The organism is Rhizobium oryziradicis, assembly GCF_001939045.1.
Taxonomy (GTDB): Bacteria; Pseudomonadota; Alphaproteobacteria; order Rhizobiales; family Rhizobiaceae; genus Allorhizobium; species Allorhizobium oryziradicis.
In genome coordinates this window covers 407,879-427,011 of record NZ_MKIM01000024.1, presented here as the reverse complement: position 1 = coordinate 427,011, position 19,133 = coordinate 407,879, and the positions used below count along the sequence as shown (strand labels likewise).

General features: G+C 55.4%; 15 protein-coding genes and 1 tRNA gene. 8 read left to right on the top strand and 8 right to left on the bottom strand.

The genetic code is table 11. The features are described from left to right. Positions 1-52 precede the first annotated feature (52 nt). Positions 53-1,966, bottom strand: coding sequence for an AsmA family protein (locus BJF95_RS07465; RefSeq protein ID WP_139317430.1), 1,914 nt, complete (start codon positions 1,964-1,966; stop codon positions 53-55). A 154-nt stretch (positions 1,967-2,120) separates the two neighbouring features. On the opposite strand from BJF95_RS07465, the gene BJF95_RS07460 reads away from it, so the two are divergent. After that, positions 2,121-4,073 carry an acetoacetate--CoA ligase gene (locus BJF95_RS07460; protein ID WP_075638772.1) on the top strand — a complete coding sequence of 651 codons (1,953 nt, stop codon included), beginning with the start codon at positions 2,121-2,123 and terminating at the stop codon, positions 4,071-4,073. A gap of 337 nt (positions 4,074-4,410) precedes the next feature. Here BJF95_RS07460 and BJF95_RS07455 read toward each other — a convergent pair whose 3' ends face one another. Beyond that, entirely contained in the window at positions 4,411-8,142 is a 3,732-nt protein-coding gene (locus tag BJF95_RS07455) for a PAS domain-containing sensor histidine kinase (RefSeq protein WP_075638771.1), read from the bottom strand. A gap of 339 nt (positions 8,143-8,481) precedes the next feature. Here BJF95_RS07455 and BJF95_RS07450 point away from each other — a divergent pair, with 339 nt between their 5' ends. Both BJF95_RS07450 and BJF95_RS07445 read left to right on the top strand, forming a co-directional pair. Continuing rightward, positions 8,482-8,931 (top strand): phasin, encoded by a 450-nt coding sequence (locus tag BJF95_RS07450; protein ID WP_075638770.1) that lies wholly within the window; start codon positions 8,482-8,484, stop codon positions 8,929-8,931. Between the two features lie 179 nt (positions 8,932-9,110). Beyond that, positions 9,111-9,187 (top strand) — tRNA-His (locus tag BJF95_RS07445). Positions 9,188-9,223: 36 nt separating this feature from the next. Here the strand turns inward: BJF95_RS07445 and BJF95_RS07440 are convergent. After that, positions 9,224-9,967: a hypothetical protein gene (locus BJF95_RS07440; protein ID WP_075638769.1), complete on the bottom strand. Its 744-nt coding sequence runs from the start codon at positions 9,965-9,967 to the stop codon at positions 9,224-9,226. A gap of 84 nt (positions 9,968-10,051) precedes the next feature. Beyond that, positions 10,052-10,678 (bottom strand): HupE/UreJ family protein, encoded by a 627-nt coding sequence (locus BJF95_RS07435; RefSeq protein ID WP_083638732.1) that lies wholly within the window; start codon positions 10,676-10,678, stop codon positions 10,052-10,054. A gap of 199 nt (positions 10,679-10,877) precedes the next feature. Between BJF95_RS07435 and BJF95_RS07430 the strand changes: the two genes are divergently transcribed. From BJF95_RS07430 to BJF95_RS07420, 3 genes are read left to right on the top strand one after another with little or no spacing between them, the layout of a single operon-like run. Then, positions 10,878-11,486 (top strand): HupE/UreJ family protein, encoded by a 609-nt coding sequence (locus tag BJF95_RS07430; protein WP_083638731.1) that lies wholly within the window; start codon positions 10,878-10,880, stop codon positions 11,484-11,486. Then, the gene (locus BJF95_RS07425; RefSeq protein WP_075638767.1) at positions 11,486-12,289 is read left to right on the top strand and encodes a hypothetical protein; all 804 of its coding nucleotides are present in this window, start codon (positions 11,486-11,488) and stop codon (positions 12,287-12,289) included. The genes BJF95_RS07430 and BJF95_RS07425 overlap by 1 nt, the downstream gene beginning before the upstream one ends. Continuing rightward, on the top strand, positions 12,286-12,894 hold the full coding sequence (locus BJF95_RS07420; protein WP_083638730.1) for a DUF1007 family protein: 609 nt from the start codon (positions 12,286-12,288) through the stop codon (positions 12,892-12,894). The genes BJF95_RS07425 and BJF95_RS07420 overlap by 4 nt, the downstream gene beginning before the upstream one ends. On the opposite strand, the gene BJF95_RS07415 is transcribed toward BJF95_RS07420, so the two are convergent. Both BJF95_RS07415 and BJF95_RS07410 read right to left on the bottom strand, forming a co-directional pair. After that, positions 12,895-13,326, bottom strand: a complete 432-nt coding sequence (locus BJF95_RS07415; protein WP_075638765.1) for an OsmC family protein — start codon at positions 13,324-13,326, stop codon at positions 12,895-12,897. Between the two features lie 14 nt (positions 13,327-13,340). After that, positions 13,341-14,222, bottom strand: coding sequence for a LysR family transcriptional regulator (locus BJF95_RS07410; protein WP_075638936.1), 882 nt, complete (start codon positions 14,220-14,222; stop codon positions 13,341-13,343). Between the two features lie 103 nt (positions 14,223-14,325). Between BJF95_RS07410 and BJF95_RS07405 the strand changes: the two genes are divergently transcribed. Beyond that, positions 14,326-15,822: a CoA-acylating methylmalonate-semialdehyde dehydrogenase gene (locus tag BJF95_RS07405; protein ID WP_075638764.1), complete on the top strand. Its 1,497-nt coding sequence runs from the start codon at positions 14,326-14,328 to the stop codon at positions 15,820-15,822. A gap of 343 nt (positions 15,823-16,165) precedes the next feature. Further along, positions 16,166-16,636 (top strand): iron-responsive transcriptional regulator RirA, encoded by a 471-nt coding sequence (gene rirA, locus BJF95_RS07400; RefSeq protein ID WP_075638763.1) that lies wholly within the window; start codon positions 16,166-16,168, stop codon positions 16,634-16,636. 62 nt (positions 16,637-16,698) lie between these two features. Here the strand turns inward: rirA and BJF95_RS07395 are convergent, their stop codons facing one another. Together BJF95_RS07395 and BJF95_RS07390 are read right to left on the bottom strand one after the other, a co-directional pair. Further along, positions 16,699-17,424 carry a CDP-diacylglycerol diphosphatase gene (locus BJF95_RS07395; protein WP_075638762.1) on the bottom strand — a complete coding sequence of 242 codons (726 nt, stop codon included), beginning with the start codon at positions 17,422-17,424 and terminating at the stop codon, positions 16,699-16,701. A 103-nt stretch (positions 17,425-17,527) separates the two neighbouring features. Then, complete coding sequence (locus BJF95_RS07390) at positions 17,528-18,775, bottom strand: NAD(P)/FAD-dependent oxidoreductase (RefSeq protein WP_075638935.1); 1,248 nt, start codon at positions 18,773-18,775, stop codon at positions 17,528-17,530. Positions 18,776-19,133 lie beyond the last annotated feature (358 nt).

Sequence of the window (19,133 nt, the reverse complement as noted above, 5' to 3'; positions counted from 1 at the left end):
AAAGTGGAACCCGGTTTTCCTGAAAAGACAAACGAAAACAAAGAAGTTTAGATCAGGGTGTCGTCGTCAAACCGGACGGCGGAATCTGGATGGGTGACAGAATCAGATTTGGCCACGAGCCCGCAATGAAAAAGCGAAGTGGCTTTTGCTCTGTGCCAGTGGCTGCACTGGACGACGTGGAGAGAGGCACAATCTCGGTGGAAAGCGCCAGCCCCTTGAAGGCATAGGGAATGACCCCTGTGAAGGATGAGGACAGGCTGGTGCTTTTCAGGCTGCCCTCATTGATATTGATAGCCCCATCGGCAAGGTCAGCTGTTACGCTGAGGCTATCAAAGGACAAATCGCCTTTTCCCGCATCTTCCAGTTTGAAGAAGATACGATTATCAGCCAGTGTTCGGATGCCATCGATATTCACGCCGGTGATGCGGCCCGGGCCTGCTGTCAGCTTCAAAGTGCCGGTAATGTCATTGGGTCGTGTTTGCCAGATAGCGCGTTTGGTTGTGACGGAAACCGTCAACGAGCCGCTGCCAAGCGGCAAGGGGCCGCTCAGACCCAGTTTGTTTTCGAGATCAGAGAGATCGGCATTGGTGATCGAAAGATCGAGATGGGCACCTTTTTCAAATCCGCCATTTCTGCCTTCGAGATGGCCAATCATGGTGCCGCCTGCAAGGGTGCTATCGCCAATATCAAACACCATGGCACCGTCGGTGGCCAAAACACTGGCCCCCATGTCGGTGAGGGTAAATTGCGCAAGGCTGGCGCGCCGGGCCGACAGCGCCAGATCAAACTCCAGCCAGTTCAGCAAGCCACTTTTGCCGCTGACGGCTTTGCTATCGGGTGCGGAAAGCGCAAATGCCGCCAGAAATGTCGGAATATCCATTTGGCCGAAGGCCAGCGTGCCGCTGACTTTGGGCTTACCACTTTTGCCTTGGGTGATATCCACCAGTCCTGTCGCATTGGTATCATTTGCGCTCAAAGACAGCTCTTCCAGCCGCACGCGGTCTGCTTCTGCGGTCACGGTGGCCTTGATCGATGCCGTGTGCAGGGCTTCCATTCCCGGCAGTTCCGCCCCTGTCCACGCCAGAAAGCCCGCCACATCCGACATGGTGATGTCAATCTGGCCGGAGGCAAATCGCGCCGGCATCAGGCTAGTTCGTCCGCTGAAACTGCCTTTGGCGGTGGGAGCCGTGATCGAAAAGCTGGCCTGCCCCACATGCCCACCCATCAGCAACAGCGGCTGAGCCGAGGAAAAGTCCACCTGCGTGGCCATGCCCCCAATCACCATATTGGCCGAGCCCTTGATGGTGGACGACATTTTTGGCCAGGTGACTTGTGAGAAAATCCCCTCGATGACAAATTTTCGACCACTGGCATCGTCGGCAATGTCCAGACGGCCGTTTTCAATCGAGAAAGATCCGATGGTTCCATCAACGTCCGGTGAGAGGCTCTGGCCGCCATTGGCAGTTTCGCTGACATGGGCGATGGCCTTGGCCAGCGGCCCGCCGTTGCTCCAATCTATGCGGCCCTCGCGGTCGCGGTGAAGATGAACGGTTGCACCTGTGAGGGTAAAATCGTCAAACACCGGGTGGCCCATGACGGCATTGAGCAGGCCAAACGTCGCCGAGAGTTGGTCGATTTGCGCGACAACAGAATTTTTGCCCTCTCCAGAATGTGGGCCTGCGCGTGTCAAGGTGAGGTGCGCCAGCGTAATTTTCGGCTGAGGCCAAAATTGCAGCTCGGGTGTTCCGGCAATCTGCACGTCATGGCCGCTCCACCGGCCAACGACTTTTTCAATACTGCCGCGCACTAGGCTGCTGGATACAATATAAGGTGCAGCAACACGCGAGGCGACGAAAACACCAAGCGAAACAACAACCACCACCACCGCAATCCGCAGAAGGCGCGGTCCAAGCGGGCCTTTGAGGCATTTTGATGCTGAGCGCTTTTGTGGTGGTTTCACTGTCACGTGAGGCCTTTCAGATCCTGCTTGCAAAATTCGCTGACCCGCCTCTGTTCAGATATAGCAAAGCAATTTGCCATGCAAATACAACAGACATTGACGGCACCAATAATTTCGCCAGAAATACCCGGCAAAGCTGATCGTCAATTGGAGGAATTTTATGACGCATGCTAAACCGCTTTGGTCCCCCAATGACGCTGCGATTTCTGCCAGCCCAATGACGATTTTTCGCCAGTGGTGCGCTGCCCGCTTTACCGTGGACCTCGCGGATCATGACGCTTTTCACCAATGGTCGATCACCGATCGCGCCTCCTTCTGGTCAGCCGTGTGGGATTATTGTGAGGTCAAGGGCGATAAAGGCCAAACTGCGCTGATCCATCCTGATTCCATGCTGGAAGCCCGTTTCTTTCCCGAGGCAACGCTCAATTTTGCCGAGAACCTGCTGTCAAAACGTGGGTCAGAAGCCGCTTTGATTTTTAGAGGAGAGGATAAGGTCCGCTATTCCTGGAGCTGGGATGAGCTGGCCGCTCACGTGTCGCGCTTGCAGCAGGCCTATCGGGCCATGGGCATTGGCAAAGGCGACCGCATTGCCGCCATGATGCCGAATCTGCCCGAAACCATTGCGTTGATGTTGGCGGCGAGCTCCATTGGAGCCATCTGGTCGTCATGCTCGCCGGATTTTGGTGAGCAGGGTGTTTTTGATCGTTTTGGCCAGATTGAGCCCAAACTGTTTATTGCCTGCGATGGCTATTGGTATAATGGCAAACTTCAGGACGTGACTGAGAAAGTCTGTGCCATTGAGCAAAAGTTGAACGTGCCGGTGTTGGTCGTTCCCTATGCTGGCGATGCCCCAGCCCTGGCCGCCAAGCTGAACAATGGCCAAATACTTGCCGATTTTATTGCACCGTTTAACGCGAAGCCGGTTGCTTATGAGGCGTTGCCGTTTTCGCATCCGCTTTACATTCTGTTTTCGTCCGGCACCACCGGTGTTCCCAAATGCATCGTGCATTCAGCAGGGGGCACGCTGTTGCAGCATTTGAAGGAGCAGCGCTTCCATTGCGGGCTAAAGGCCGGAGAAAAGCTGTTTTATTTCACCACCTGCGGCTGGATGATGTGGAACTGGCTGGTATCGGGACTGGCCTCTGGTACCACGCTTTGCCTGTATGATGGCTCGCCCTTTGCGCCCAATGGCAATGTCTTGTGGGACTATGCGGCAGAGGAGCAGTTTGCCGTGTTTGGCACCTCGGCCAAATATATTGATGCGCTGCGTAAAGATGACATCGAGCCGATGAAAACCCATGACCTGACGGCGCTTCGGGTGGTGACATCCACCGGCTCGCCACTGTCGCCGGAAGGGTTCAATTTCGTCTATGAGGGCATCAAGGCCGATGTGCAGCTGTCGTCCATCTCGGGTGGCACGGATATTGTCTCGTGTTTTGTGCTGGGCAATCCGGTGAAGCCGGTGTGGTCGGGTGAAATCCAGGGGCCGGGTTTGGGCTTGGCCATGGATGTCTGGAATGACGATGGCAAGCCGGTGCGCGGTGAAAAGGGCGAACTGGTTTGCACCAAGGCTTTCCCCTCCATGCCGGTGATGTTTTGGAACGATCCTGACAATGCCAAATACAAAGCCGCCTATTTCGAGCGCTTTGACAATGTCTGGTGCCATGGCGATTTTGCCGAAATAACCGAGCACGGCGGCATCATCATCCATGGGCGCTCCGATGCGACGCTCAATCCTGGTGGCGTGCGCATTGGCACGGCGGAAATTTACAATCAGGTCGAGCAATTGGATGAGGTGGTTGAAGCCATTTGCATTGGTCAGGATTTTGAAGACGACGTGCGTGTCATCCTGTTTGTGCGGCTGAAAGCCGGCGCGGTGCTGGATGAAGCCCTGGAAAAGCGCATCAAAACCAAGATCCGCACCGGGGCTTCTCCACGCCATGTGCCCGCCAAGGTGATCGAAGTAGCCGATATTCCGCGCACCAAATCGGGCAAGATTGTCGAGCTTGCCGTGCGTGAAGTGGTGCATGGCCGCGTGGTGAAAAACAAGGAGGCGCTGGCCAACCCGGAGGCTCTGGCGCTGTTTGCTGGCCTTGAACAGTTGAAAACCTGAGAAGGATGGGGGTGACAAATGTCAAACGAAGGCTTTAAACCTTCTGTTAACGCGCCTTTGTCATCACTGTTGATCTGGATGATCCAGGCAATGACGCGGACTGAAAGGTGGCGTTGTTGTTGGCAGCGTGATCTTGCCCACCACGCAGTGTTTTGCGCCGTTACAGCATTGGTCCGAAAACCGGGACCCGGTTTTCGGAAAAATCCGATGCTTGTGAGGCGCTCAATGTGTGGTTTTTCCAATATTGACAGCGCATTGGCGCGTGTTCGTCACGCGCCGCCCTGTTGATTTGGGTTGAACAGCATCAACTTCAAGAGCAGCTTCGGCTGCTCTTTTTTTATCCTGCCAGAACCCTTGGCGAAGGAAAGGTGATTTCCACCAATGTGCCCTCATTGGGGGTGGAGTGAATGGCAAAGCTGGCGCGGTTGGCGTCGGCCATGGCTTTGGTCAGCGGCAGGCCAAGGCCGGTGCCATCGCCGCGCAAGCGTGCGCCGCCGGGCGATACCTGACGGAACGGCTTCATGGCCTGATCCAGCTCCGAGCGGCTCATGCCAATGCCCGTATCACGCACGCGCAAGGTCACACTGCCGTTTGATTCATAGGCCGTCGACACAATGATCTGCCCGCCGGATGGCGTGAAGCGAATGGCATTGGACAGAATGTTGAGCACAATCTGTTTGATGGAGCGCAGGTCTGCCACCACATTTGGCACCGATTGCGACAGTGCTGTGCGGATAATCACCCGCTGGGCATTGGCCTGCGGCTGCACCAGCGATACGGCTTCCGAGACGGTTTCGTTTAACCCCACCGAGACGAAATCCAGATCCATCTCACCCGCTTCGATCTTGGAAATATCGAGCAGGTCGTTGACGATATCCAGCACATGGCGGCCAGAGCGGCCAATGTCGGAAGAATATTCGGCATAGCGCGAATGGCCAATCGGACCAAACCGCTCATCGGCCATAATATCGGCAAAGCCGATAATCGCATTCAGGGGCGTTCTAATCTCGTGGCTGACGCGGGCCAGAAAATCGCTCTTATGGGCGTTCGCGGTTTCGGCCACGCGCTTGGCATTGCGCAGCTCTTCTTCGGTGCGCTTCCACTGGGTAATGTCGCGAATGACCGCACAAAACCCATTGGAGGAGGAGAGGCGGCCAATGGCCATGAACAGCGGAATAAAGCCGCCCGAGGCTTCGCGCCCAATCACTTCGCGCCCATCATTCAGCACGCTGGCAACGCCGTGGCCGGTCAAGCCGCTGAGATAATCCAGAATGGCGCGCTGGCTCTCATGGGCAAACAGCGTCACAAACGGCTTGCCGCGAATGTCGCCTTCATCATAATTGAAAAGCGCGCTGGCGGCACCATTGACCGAGCGGATTTCACCATCGGCATTGATGGTGACAACGCCATCGGTGGCCGTTTCCAAAATAGAGCGCAGCTCTTCCACTTCCACGCGCAAGCGTGCAGCATCGTTAAGCGACGCATTCAAAGGGGCATCGTCATGGATGACCTCTGCTTGCTCCTCGGCAGGCGCTTCATGACCATGATGTTCGGGCGCATCAGCCTGAGCCACATCCTGTTGAGATCTGGTTATCTGGGATTGCGGCACCAAAGCCAGCAGCAACGCGCTGGCATCTTCCCAGCGGATGGATTGCAAACGGGCCGAAACCGGCAGGTGCTGGCCATCGGCCCGCACAGCAACAAGTGTCCCGGCACCTTCATCTTCAGGCGACATGTCGGAAGGCTGCAACAGTGCATCCAAACCACCGTCAGCATCCAGCGCATCCAGATCGGCATAACCCGTCAGAGCCAGAAACTCAGGATTGGCGTGAATGAGCCGATCACCCCGATGGGCCAAAAGCGCAATCGGCAGCATATCCAGAACCTCTGGCGAGAAGGTCACATCGCGCTTGCTGATGGCGGGGGCGCGAACGGACGTCATCACGTCTGGCATGGTCAACGGTGGCGCAGGGGGCACGTCCACGGTTTCAGCTTTTTGTGGCTCAGCGCTTTTCTCAAACGACTCATCGATGGCTGGTTTATCGGCGACAGGTGTCACGGGTGTGTTGTTGTTATGCGCTTCAAGCTGGACGCTGTCTTCACCATCTTCAATGCGATACTGCGACGGCTTTTCCACGTTGGCTGGTTTGATACCAAGCGCATCCAGTTTACGCGCAATTTCGCGAAAAGCAGCTTGTTCACCCGCCGACAGGCCATCCCTATTGCCAGGGCGGCGTGCGCTGAGCGGAATGATCTTATCAGAGAGGGGGGCGGCTGGAGCTGACGGCTCGGACGGCAAAACGTCTTCCGTCATCTCTGCGCTTGCCGCATTCGGCTCGGCTTCCTCGCTCTCTGCCTTCACCTCTTCGGCAATTTCGCCTGCGGCTTCTTCCGCATCTTCAACATCATCCACCGACACAACATCATCGGGTATACTCTCGTCGTCTACTGACACCGCGTCCGTTGTTTCAATCTGGGGCGGGCTGCTGTGCATAAATGTCAGGCCGACCTTATCAAGGTCTTCCATGGCATCGGCCAGGCGCACAACGCCAAAGCCGCGAAAACCATCAAAATCACGGTTGCGGGTGTAAGTCGGCAGGGCTGCCAGATCCACCGGCACTTTCAAGCTGGTGCCTTCAATCGGCCAATAGATTGTCTTGCCAGACCAGGTATCACGCTTTGTCAGCAGGGCGGTGATGTGGCCGTCTGGATCGAGATTGAACAGGGCAGCGAGATCAGAAAATGTCTGGCCTTCTATATCAGCGGCACGCGGCCCAACGGCGGAGGCAAACTCGGGCGAGATATCGCTAAAGCGCCCAAGCGCATCAATCTTCCACACAAAGCGAACCGCCCGTGCCGTTGGCTGAAAGGCAAATGAGCCGGTCTCTTCAGCACTCTCATGCTCCAACGCGGCCTCTGTTGATGTCTGCACAGTCGTTTCAGCCGCTACCGCCTGTTGCGCGCCGTTATCATCTGACACCGGCTCTTCAGCCATGTCAGCATGGATATCGTGTGGGACAATGGTCTCAAGCGTCTCGGAAAGCTTTTCTGGTTCCAACGTCTCACCATCCTGAAGAGCTTCAGGAGCGGTGATCTCAAGCGCAGCTTCTGGCGCTTGTGCTTCCATGGGGGTGACGTGATCTGCGGAAATATCCTCTGGCCCCACCTCCAGATCCGCAATATCACCAAGCGCTGTCACCACATCTGCAAATGCAGTTTCTGACGTTGGCCGCTCGGATGTCTCCTCAATCAATAGGTCCGGTGATGTCTCTGAAACCAACACCTCCGCTGAAACCGGCGGCTCAACGATGGCTTCCTCAACAGCAACGTCGTCGGCCACAGGCTTTTCCGCCACAACAGGCTCGGCCTGTGGTTCGGCAGCAAACCCCTCGGACACATCCAGCGCGCCAAGCAGCGTTTCCACAGCAAAGAGCAGATAGATTGCGGGCGCATCGGCAATTTTGCCAATAGCGGCGGGCAGATAGCCGCGTGCCGTGGGGATAGGTCTTTTCACCAAGCCAGCCGGATGGCTCCCCGCCATCTGCACAATGGTATCTGCTGTGCGCGGCGTGATGCCGAGGCGATCAAAATTGCGCGAGCTGCGAATCACATGACCACCACCGTCCAGCAGCGCCATATGGGTGTCAGGATCATCAAAACCGCGCAACATGGCATCGGCTTTGGCCGCTTCATCGGCATGGGCAACGGGAATGGAAAACAGCGTGACCGGCTCGCCTTCGCGAATTTCCAACCGCTCCAGATGCGCTTCCATCGGCACAAGGCGAAAGCCGGAACCGGCGCGCACCACCAGCTTGCGTTTTTCGCCATTGGCTTTCAATTGCCGGGTCATGGAGGCGATCTGGCGGAAGGTGACGTCCTGCTTTGGTGGGCCATCTTCCAGCAAATCATAAATCGAGGCTGTGCCAAAGAAAGCAGCGCCTGCGCCATTGGCCCAAAGCACCCGCTCCAGATCGTGTGAAAACAGCGCCAGCGCTTCACCCCGCGCAAAACGATCACGCACAGCATTGTGCACGGCGATATCAATGAACGGGTATTGAATGGCGGGCATGATCAACCTGTCGAGCGTTTAAGGCAGATCTGAAGGCTTCCAAAACCAAGCACTCAGATCAGCCTTAACATTTCACATTTGCTGCATAATTTTTCCTTAATCCTTTTGGGACCAATCAAACCATACAGTGCCACAGATGCGGCAAATTAACAGATTTTTAATAAACATGCACCTTGATTTGGTCCAGTGTGTGGCGTTTTAATCGCGAAATAGGGTTAATGAAAAATTCGTTATTGTGCATCGCAGCAATATATTGCAATGCACAAAAGATGATGTTATATGATGCCTATCAAAAAAAGCAGGGCCGCGAAGATAGGCCCCTCTCAAGGAGTATATATCATGGCTAGCAACAAGACCTCCGACGTTTTCTCAATGCCTTCTTTCGATCCTGCAAAGGTCACAGACAGCTTCCGCGAATTTGCGGAAAAGGGCGCTGCCCAGTCCAAGGAAGCCTATGCAAAGATGAAGACGGCTGCTGAAGACGCATCCAAGACCGTTGAAGCCACGCTTCAAAACGCCCAGAGCGGCAGCATGGAACTTGGCTTGAAGGCCATTGACGCGCTGCGCACCAATGCTGAACTGTCGTTGACCCACATGGAATCGCTGATGGGCGTCAAGTCCGTTGCCGAACTGGTTGAACTGCAGACCGCTTTCTTCCGCAAGCAGGCCGAAGTCACTGTCGAGCAGGCCAAGTCCATGCAGGAAACCGCCAAAAAGGTTGCTGAAACCGTGGCAAAGCCCGGCAAGGAGGCCGCCGAAAAGGTTATGTCCGGCTTCAAGCCTGTCTGATCATTGATCAGTCACAATTTCCGCAAGGAAATCGAAAGGGGTCGGCTTCGCTGACCCTTTTTTGTTTGCTGGCTCTTTTTTTTGTTTGCTGGCTCCTTTTTGTTTATAAATGAAAAAAACGCTTGAAACTTTTCGCAGAGCCCCGTATGTGACCCCTCAACAGCGTTTGAAGCGCTTGTGCGGTTGTAGCTCAGTTGGTTAGAGCGCAGGTTTGTGGCACCTGAGGTCGGAGGTTCGAGACCCCCCAACCGTACCATTCTTCCACATAGTTTTTCATTTAAAGTCTGAGCCGTTAATTGCTTTCACTATGCCATAGAGTATGGCGTATAGCCATTTCCAATGACTTTCTGGCTTTTCCTCCCTGTAAACTAAAAGCACTCAAATGTTCTCGGTGGGGCTCCAACCGCTTATTGTCGAAATTCCCTTCGTCCTCTATTTTTGCCCTCGTAAGGATCTTGAACAGAGAGTCTAATTTTTCGCGGACATCGCTATTCACAAATATTCCTTGCTTGTAAATTTCGTCGCGAAAATCACCCAAGGCGGCGTTCACTGACTGACGTCGATGCGGATACATAAACTCAAACAGAAGGTTATTTCTGTCGGTGCTATTTTTTAATTTTTCCTTTTGGCTCGCAGCAAGAGGGAATTGCTCTAACTCTTTTGCAAGCTCTTCCTCTGTCATGCCTTCCAGATCGAATCTGTGCATGTGGTTGGGCGGCAAGAAGTCGAAAACTGCTGAGTAGGCATTTACCGCTTTCTCCCATAGGCCCGGAAGAATCTCAAACTCCCACGCGTACAGTTTTATCTGTCGGTCAAGCGCGGCATTCATCCTCATTCGGACTTGCTCAAGCGCCTCGTCATGTTTTGCTTGGCTTTTTTGCAAGGCGGCAGAAAATTTATGCTCTATCCATGACTTTCCGAGCCATTTGAAGGCGATATACACAGTCACGATGCTAGTTCCCAATGGAGCAATAAACTGCTTCAGCGAGTCCATACCGAGAAAGGAGAGAAATTCTTGCAAAATACTGTTTAGCACTGTTTTGCCTCGATAGAGAAATCGAAAAAATCATACTCCTTTTGTTGGCAGATTTGCAGAAACTTTCGAAGTATCGATGTAAAACTACATCTGCCCCGTCACCAGATAATACACCCCCGCCAGTACAATCATCCCGCCCAGTGCGCGCACCACCAGGCCGTTGTAGAGCCTGCCCAGGCCATAGCCGATGGCGATGCCGAGGATGTGGATCATGCCGGTGGCGACCACGAAGCCGACGGTGTAGGCGGCGGGGTCGGTGGCGTTGGGGGCCATTTTGCCGTGCGGGTAGCCGTGGAACAGGGCAAACAGGGCGATGATGGTCAGGGATGCATATTCCGGGGCTTTCCAGCGGGCAGCAATGGCACCGCCGAGCGCAATCAAAGACAGCGAAATGCCGCCGGAAATCACGGCATCTGGAATATTGAATAACATGCCGATAACGCCGCCCACGCACATGATCAGCGGGAAGGTGGCGGGCAGGGTCCAGACCGAGCGGCCGCCCATTTGCGCGCCCCACAGGCCAACCGCCAGCATGGCCAGAAAATGATCAGCCCCCAGAAGCGGATGTTCAAAGCCGCTGCCAAAGCCGCCCATGGGGCCGCCCAGAATATGGGCTGAGGCCGGGGTGGCAAAGCTGGCCGCGATGAGGCTCATAGTAATCATCTGGCGAAGGCTGGTTGCGGTTTTCTTTGGATGGGGATGTGTCATCATGGCATTGCCCTTGCCGTTTATGGAAAATAAAGGCCTATAATCATTCGCAAATGGGTATAGTTTATGGTTGTCGCCCTGACAACGACCGGCATTTTCTGAAGGCCATGCTTTTTTAATCAGAAGAGCCTGCCAACACAATTCGGTCGCAAAATCAGTTTGCAAAGGGTGGCAAACAGCAGTGTCTTTTGGAGGCCAGAAAATGCAGGATCAAAACAGGTCGCGAGCGGTCATGGTGGGACGCCTTTTGGCGTTGGCGGGCGTTGTTGCCTTCATGCCCGGCATTGCGCAGGCGCATATCATTCAAGGTGGGTCTGGCGGTTTTCTGCAAGGGTTTGAGCATCCGCTCTCGGGTGCCGATCACCTGTTGGCGATGTTTTCTGTCGGCCTTTGGGGTGCGCAAATGGGCGGGCGCAATGTTTGGACCCTGCCGATTACCTTTCCATTGATCATGGTGCTGGGCGGCATTCTCGGCATTGCCGGTGTGCCATTGCCAGCGATTGAGACGGGTATTGCCCTGTCCATCGTGGTGCTGGGCGCGGCTATTGCCTTTGTGTGGCGGCCACCGGAATGGCTGGCGCTGACCGTGATTGGTCTTTTTGCCATTTGCCACGGCTATGCCCATGGCGCTGAATTGCCTGAGGCGGCTGACCCGGCCGATTTCGCCATTGGTTTTGTGTTGGCAACAGGCTTGATCCATCTGGCAGGCATTGGTATGGGCTTGGGCGTGCAGCGCGCGCTGGGCAATCGGATGGTGCGGATTCCCGGTGGCATGATTGCCATCGGTGGTCTTTACTTCCTCGTGACTTGATGGCGCATAACCTGATGGCAAAGCGGGCAACCCTCGAGCAAAGATCCAGACGCCTGACGCTGATTGTCGTTGGGGTTTTGGTGTTTGCCGGTGTTGTGGCCATTGCCACCTCTGCCTTGATGACATGGGCAGTGCAGGGCACGCTGGCGCATTGGTTGTTGCTGACAACCTTCACTGCAGAGCGATTGTTGCCACTGGTGGGAGCGGGCCTGTTGCTGGGGCAAATGCCGCTGTGGCGCTGGCCTGTGGCGGCGGCCCTTCTGGTGGCAGGAATTGCCACCGGCCTGCCTTGGCATGATGAATTGATGCAGGTGTTGGCACCCTTGCCGGGCGCGCCGACCCATTTCTTTCTGGTGGGGCCGCTGGCGTGTTTGCTGGCGGGTCTGTTGTTGGTTTTGCCGCCGTCATTGCGGTTTTGGCCAAGCCTGTTGGTCATGCCTGTGCTGGGGGCGGCGCTGGCGCTGGCGGTGGATTTTTCCGACCCCACCTTTCACGATCGCACCTATCTGCCTTGGGCCTTGGTCACCACTGTGTGGGTGTTGCTGACTGCTGGGCTGGTGGCAGGGATTTTCACCGCATCCTGGACCATGATTGCCTCAAGAGTGTTTGGCAGCTGGTTGCTCGCCATTGGTGCGCTCTATGGCGGAGCCTATATGGCGTCAAAACAGACCGAGCTGGTGCCGCCGCCCTTTGTGGCACCACCCGTGATCAGCGGCAGTTTCCCCGGTTTTGATCCGATCTTGAAATCCTTTGAGCGCTGGGGACCACGGCGACGTACATTGCAAGACGGGAGGGAGGGATGAGCCGATCAACGCAGATGTATAGCCGTTGCGCCGCCCTTATGATGCTGACGGTCATGGGCGTCTCTCCCGCCTTTGCCCATCCCGATATTGCCATCACGCTTCGGGTGTTGTTTGACATGCGGCGTGGTGTGCTGACAGGCTTGGGCGAAAGCTGGACGTTTGATGCTGCCTACAGCCGCACCTTGCTGGACCAATATGACCGCGATCAGGATGGGGCATTGAATGTCACTGAAACCGAGGCCTTGCGTGAAAAGCTGGTCGCGGACCTTCGCCGCAAACGCTTTTTTACCAATCTCACCATGGGCGGCAAGCCCGCAGCGGGACTTGAGCCGGTTGGATTTTCAGCCGAAAGCCACAAGGGTGTGGTGACGGTGACATTTGCCTTCAATGTGGCAGCACCCATTGATCTGCGCGGCCAGCGGCTGGATGTGGCGGTGAGAGATAAGGATTATACCGCAGCCTTCAAACTGGCAGACAATGCTGGCCTGCAAATTCGCGGTGATTTCGACAAGAAATGCCACGCCACTGTCGCACCCGACCCACAAGGTGCCTATTTTGCCAAGCTGGTGGTGCCCGATGAAATCACCTTGACCTGCGAGCCTTGATTATTCAGCCAGAACCGTTGTTGCAAATGTCGGATTGGCAGTCAACGTATTGCTGACGGTGCAAATCTCATGCTCTGCTTTATGGGCAATGGCGTGGCGCGTTTCATCGTCAATGTCACCTGCAATGGTGAGGACGATGTCAAAGCGCTCGACGCGCGAAAGGCCTTCCTTGGCCTTCTCCCCGCTCACAGCTGCGGTGATAGTGGTGATCTTGTCCATCACGCCCAGCTCGCTTGCCACGAGGCGTGCGCTGATGGTGAGGCAGCCTGCAAGCGAGGCATAGAGCAGGTCCAGCGGGTTAAACCCCGCTTGCGATGGGCCAGTGACAATATTGAGTTCGCCGCCGGTGGCGGAGGTGATGTGCGGAAAGCCGGTGCGGCCAATCACGGCGCTGGCTCCCATCGGGCGGGTTTTCATTTTCATCTCAGCCATGATGCATGTTCCTGTTATAAAAAGATGCTGCGGTTTTCATTCACTTGTTCGCTCAAATAATCCACCACGGTGCGAATGCGGGCCAGATCACGCAGGCTCTCGTGATAGGTGGTCCAATAGGCACGGCGCAGGGTAATCTCTGGCAGAATGCGGATCAAATCGTGATGCTGGCGGGCAATGTAGCTGTGCAGAATCCCAATACCGGCACCCGCCAAAACCGCTTCGGTCTGGCCAATAGCCGAGGAAATCTCAAAACTTGCGCTCCAGTTGCGCATGATCTCGCCGGTAAAATTCAGCGATTGCGTGAAAATCAAATCTTCCACATAGCCAATGCGCCGATGGGTTTTCAGCGCATCCACGGTGTCTGGCAGACCATGGCGCTCGACATAGGTTTTTGAGGCATAGAGCGCCAAGGTGTAATCGGTGAGGTGGGCAGACACCAGCCGGCCCTGATCGGGCCGCTCAAGTGTTACGGCAATATCGGCTTCGCGCTGCGACAGCGAGAAGGAGCGCGGCACCGGCACCAGCTGAATTTTCAGCTCCGGGTGTCGCTCAATCAGCCCGCCAAGATGGGAGGCCAGAAAAAACACCCCGAATCCATCGGGTGCGCCAATGCGCACGGTGCCTGCCACCTTGGCATCGGTGCGGCCAAGGCGGGCCTGCACCTCCAGCATTTCGGTTTCCATCCGCTCAGCCGAGGTCAGAAAGGTCTCGCCTTCAGCGGTCAGTTCACAGCCATTGGTGCGACGTACGAACAGGCGGGTCTTCAGCGCATCTTCCAACGCGGTCAAGCGGCGTGACAGTGTGGCATGGTTCAGCCCCAGCCGCTTGGAAGCGGCAAGAATCTGCCCTGTGCGGGCAATGGCCAGAAATATGCGAACGTCATCCCAGTTCATGGTAATATCCATTTTTGCACAACGGATGCGTAAACCATCGCGTTGCGTTGTGCAAATTAAAGCGCGATAGTGTGCCCAGCAAAAACACTCAGGAGGATCACCCATGTATCAGATCGGGCATTTTATCGGCGGCAAGGCCGTGGCTGGCACTTCAGGCCGCAAGCAGCCGATTTTCAACCCAGCCACCGGCGAAGTGCAGGGCGAAGTGGCGCTGGCCAGCGAAGCCGAGCTGAATGCTGCCGTTGAAAACGCCAAAGCCGCCCAGCCAAAATGGGCGGCTACCAACCCGCAGCGCCGCGCCCGCGTGTTCATGAAGTTCGTTCAGCTGTTGAACGACAATATGGATGAGCTGGCTGAAATGCTGTCGCGCGAGCATGGCAAGACCATTGAAGACGCCAAGGGCGATATTGTGCGCGGCCTCGAAGTCTGCGAATTCGTCATCGGCATTCCGCATCTCTCCAAGAGCGAATTTACTGAGGGTGCCGGCCCGAATATTGATATGTATTCCATCCGTCAGGCTGTGGGCGTTGGCGCTGGCATTACCCCGTTCAACTTCCCGGCCATGATTCCCATGTGGATGTTTGCGCCTGCGATTGCCTGCGGCAATGCTTTCATTCTCAAGCCATCCGAGCGCGATCCATCTGTGCCAATGCGCCTTGCCGAATTGATGATTGAAGCCGGTCTGCCTGCTGGCATTCTCAACGTCGTCAATGGCGATAAGGCTGCCGTTGATGGTCTTTTGACCCATCCTGATGTTGGTGCCATTTCCTTCGTTGGTTCTACGCCTATCGCGCGTTACGTCTATGGCACAGCGGCATCAAACGGCAAGCGCGCCCAGTGCTTTGGTGGTGCCAAGAACCACATGATCATCATGCCCGATGCCGATCTTGATCAGGCCGCAAACGCGCTGATGGGTGCAGGCTATGGCTCGGCTGGCGAGCGCTGCATGGCCATTTCGGTCGCGGTGCCGGTGGGTGAAGAAACGGCAAATCGTCTGATTGCCAAGCTGACGCCCATGGTGGAAGCCCTGCGTATTGGCCCTTACACCGATGACAAGGCCGATCTGGGGCCTGTGATCACCAAGGAAGCACGCGAGCGTATTCTCGGCCTGATTGACAGCGGTGTTGAAGCCGGTGCCAAGCTGGTGGTCGATGGTCGCGATTTCAAACTTCAGGGCTATGAAAACGGCAATTTCGTCGGTGGCTGCCTGTTTGATAACGTCACCCCCGACATGGATATCTACAAGACCGAAATTTTTGGGCCTGTTCTCTCCGTTGTGCGCGCCAAGAATTACGAAGAAGCCCTCGATCTGCCGATGAAGCATGAATACGGCAATGGCGTTGCCATCTATACCCGTGATGGTGATGCTGCCCGTGATTTTGCCTCGCGCATCAACATCGGCATGGTCGGCATCAATGTGCCGATTCCGGTGCCGCTGGCTTACCACTCCTTTGGCGGCTGGAAGGCATCGTCTTTCGGCGATCTCAATCAGCACGGCACAGATTCCATCAAGTTCTGGACCCGCACCAAGACGGTGACGTCGCGTTGGCCCTCAGGCATCAAGGACGGTGCCGAATTTGTTATGCCAACGATGAAGTGATGCCCTCACGCATTGTTAGCTTGCGCGTCCTCGCGGCACTTCGTTTGCTGCGGGTGCGCGGGCAGGCATCAAGGACGGTGCCGAGTTTGTCATGCCAACCATGAAGTGATCGTTTGACGTGATTGTCAAAAAAGGCGGGCCAGAAATGGTCCGCCTTTTCTTATTTTCACGATCTTGCAATTATGGAGTGTGAAATCCATACTTTTCCGATCAACTTTTGTTGCGCGATGCCGAGATTGCCGCAAAACAAGGCGATCGTGTTGCGAAAAACTTAATTTTGGAATTGTTCAAAACTACAAATGCCATTATATAAGGCCTGAGCAGACACCTTGAGGAGTTCCGCATGCGCTTGACCAAGCAGACAAATTACGCAGTACGGATGCTGATGTATTGCGCTGCCAACAAGGATCACTTGAGCCGTATTCCTGAAATTGCCAAGGCGTATGGGGTGTCTGAACTGTTTTTGTTCAAGATTTTGCAGCCTTTGACCAAGGCCGGCCTGATTGAAACCGTGCGTGGCCGCAACGGCGGTGTGCGTCTGGGTCGCGCGCCGGAAACCATCAGCCTGTTTGATGTGGTCAAGGTGACAGAAGACAGCTTTGCCATGGCCGAATGCTTTGAAGACGATGGCGATGTGGATTGTCCGTTGATTGACAGCTGCGGTCTGAACTCGGCGTTGCGCAAGGCACTCAACGCGTTTTTTGCGGTGCTGGCTGAATATTCCATTGATGATCTGGTCAAGGCGCGCCCACAAATCAACTTCCTGCTGGGCATGGAAGATATTCCGCGGATTGCATCGGCTCCAGCGGCTTAAACAAGAGAGTTTTCAAGATGTGAGCGCCCCGACAATTGTCCGGGCGCTTTTTTGTATCATCATCAGGCCGGATCAATGGCACATGTGTGGTCTTGCACATCTTCACCACCGTGAAGGGGGGCGGCTTCATCCGTCAGAACGATAAAGCCGGGGCCGCTGGTGAAATTGGCACCCACCACCACCAGATTTTGTTTGGCCATGTCGGTTGCGGGGTCTTTCAGCGTTTTGGCCAGTTCCAGAAACGGATTGTAGCTGCCCAGCGTTTCACCTTCGACTTTTTCGGCCTTGAAATGGTGACCGGCAATCTCAACCGGCAAAGGCTGCCAAGTGGTGCCAAGCTGATCGGCCACTTTCAAAAGGGCCTTATGGCTCTCAACGCTCAGGCAATCAATGTGAATATGCAGCTGGTTTTGCGAACGGGCATTTTGCGCATTCACCGCAAGGCTGACCTCATCGCGTGGCAGCGGATGTGGCAGCTTCGCATCCACTTCGGTCTGTTCTTTCCACGCATCATTGAAGAAATTCGGTGTGTTTGGGTCCAGCAGGGCCGGGCTTTCAATGCCGGTGATCTTGTCGGTCGGGATGAGCAAATGTTGCGCAACACCGCGCAGGTCTTTCAAAAGCGCGTAATGCTCCGCTGTATTCACCACCGTGCAGGGCTTCGTCGCCACCACGCATTTGTTGTGCACGATGTTCCATAAAGCATCCGAATCGGCATGGGCTACCGTGCTTGCGGCAAGCATGGCGACAACGCCGATGGCAAATTTTGATGCAGCGTGAAGGGTCATTCGAACCTCTGAAAATGCGTTGTTCGTCTGGGGATCGTAATCACCCTTTCACGCTGTTCGAATGACACTTGCTGCGTTTCCCATCACAATCGTGCGAGCGGCCTCACAGTTTGAACCGCTCTGGCCGGAAAGCTGAGATATCCATAAACGGCTTTTCGCCGGTCATGGCCTCGGCCAGCAAACGGCCGGTCACGGGGCCAAGGGTAAGACCATGGTGGGCATGGCCAAAGGCAAACCACAGGCCTTTGTGGCGCGGCGCTTCGCCAATCACCGGCATCATGTCGGGCGTGCAGGGGCGGGCACCCATCCACGGCTCGCTGTCCAATCGCTCGGCGAGCGGAAAGATGCTGCGGGCCACTTTTTCGGCGCGCTCCAGCTGAACCGGCGTTTTGGGCGAATCGCGCAGGCCAAATTCTGCGCCCGTGGTCAGGCGAATCCCTTGCGTCATCGGGGCGAGGAAATAGCCACGCTCCTTATCCATGGTCCAATTGTTCAGCACCGCATTGCCCTGCGGCTTATAGTGCATGTGATAGCCGCGCTTGACGCCGAGCAAAAAGCGATAGCCCAGCATGTAGGTGATCTCATCCGACCACGGCCCAAGCGCCACCACAACACTTGCACCATCCATCAAACCGTCATCGGTTTTGACCTGCCAGGCCTTGCCCACCTGTTTCAGGCTCTTGGCGTCGCCATGAACAAAACGTCCGCCGAGGCTTTCAAAATAGGCAAGATAGGCTTTGGTGAGCGCCAGCGGGTCCAAAACCGACCACGGATCAGACCATTGCAACCCGCCCGAAAACGCCCCTTGCAGATGGGGTTCGGCCTTCGCCATGTCGGCGGCGCTCAATGTCTGATAGCTGATGCCATAGTCGCGCGCCAGGCGATCCGCTTCCGCAAATTCCTTGTCGCGGACCGCATCGGTGCGAAACACTTCCAGCCAGCCGCGTTTGGCAATCAGGCTTTGAGCACCTGCGGCCTCAATCAAAGTGTTGTGTTCGGTGATCGAATTTTCAATCAGCGGCGCATAGGCGCGGGCAATCACCGCATGGCGGCTTGCGTTGGAGTGCCACCAATAGGATGACAGAAACGGCAGCAGCTTGGGCAGGGCCGCCAGATGATAATGCGCATCGATGCGATTGTTGAGACCATAGCGCAGGAGCAGGCCCAAATCCTGCGGAAAGCCATAGGGCACCACGCCTTCGCGCTGAATAAGCCCGGCATTGCCATAGGATGTCTCTTCGCCCGCACCGCGCCGATCCACCAGCACCACAGATTTGCCGCGACGGGCAAGGTGAACAGCCGTGGAGACGCCGATAATACCGGCACCAAGAACAATTGCATCGACAGACATGATAAAACCCGTGACATGAAACGCTGAGGTTACCATGCAAAAGGCTGGGGTGCGGTGCAATGGGAAAGTGTCGCCTGGGCGAAATTACTGCATAATTCCTTACATCGGAATCGCTTTAAGGCGAAAATTATGCAGCAGATATAGAGTGTTACTTTGAGCCTTTGTGCGCCATATAATGGCGAACGGCGCTGTAACGACTTAAAATCAGCGGTACCAAAAGAGACTGCGACGATCAAAGTTATTTAGAAGGTATTTGTTTAGCATCAAATCGATTTCCCTGAAAATCCATGGAAAATTCGCTTGCTGCGGAAAGGCCATTAACAGGATGCTGGGATTTAACCCCTATATTTTAAGGGGT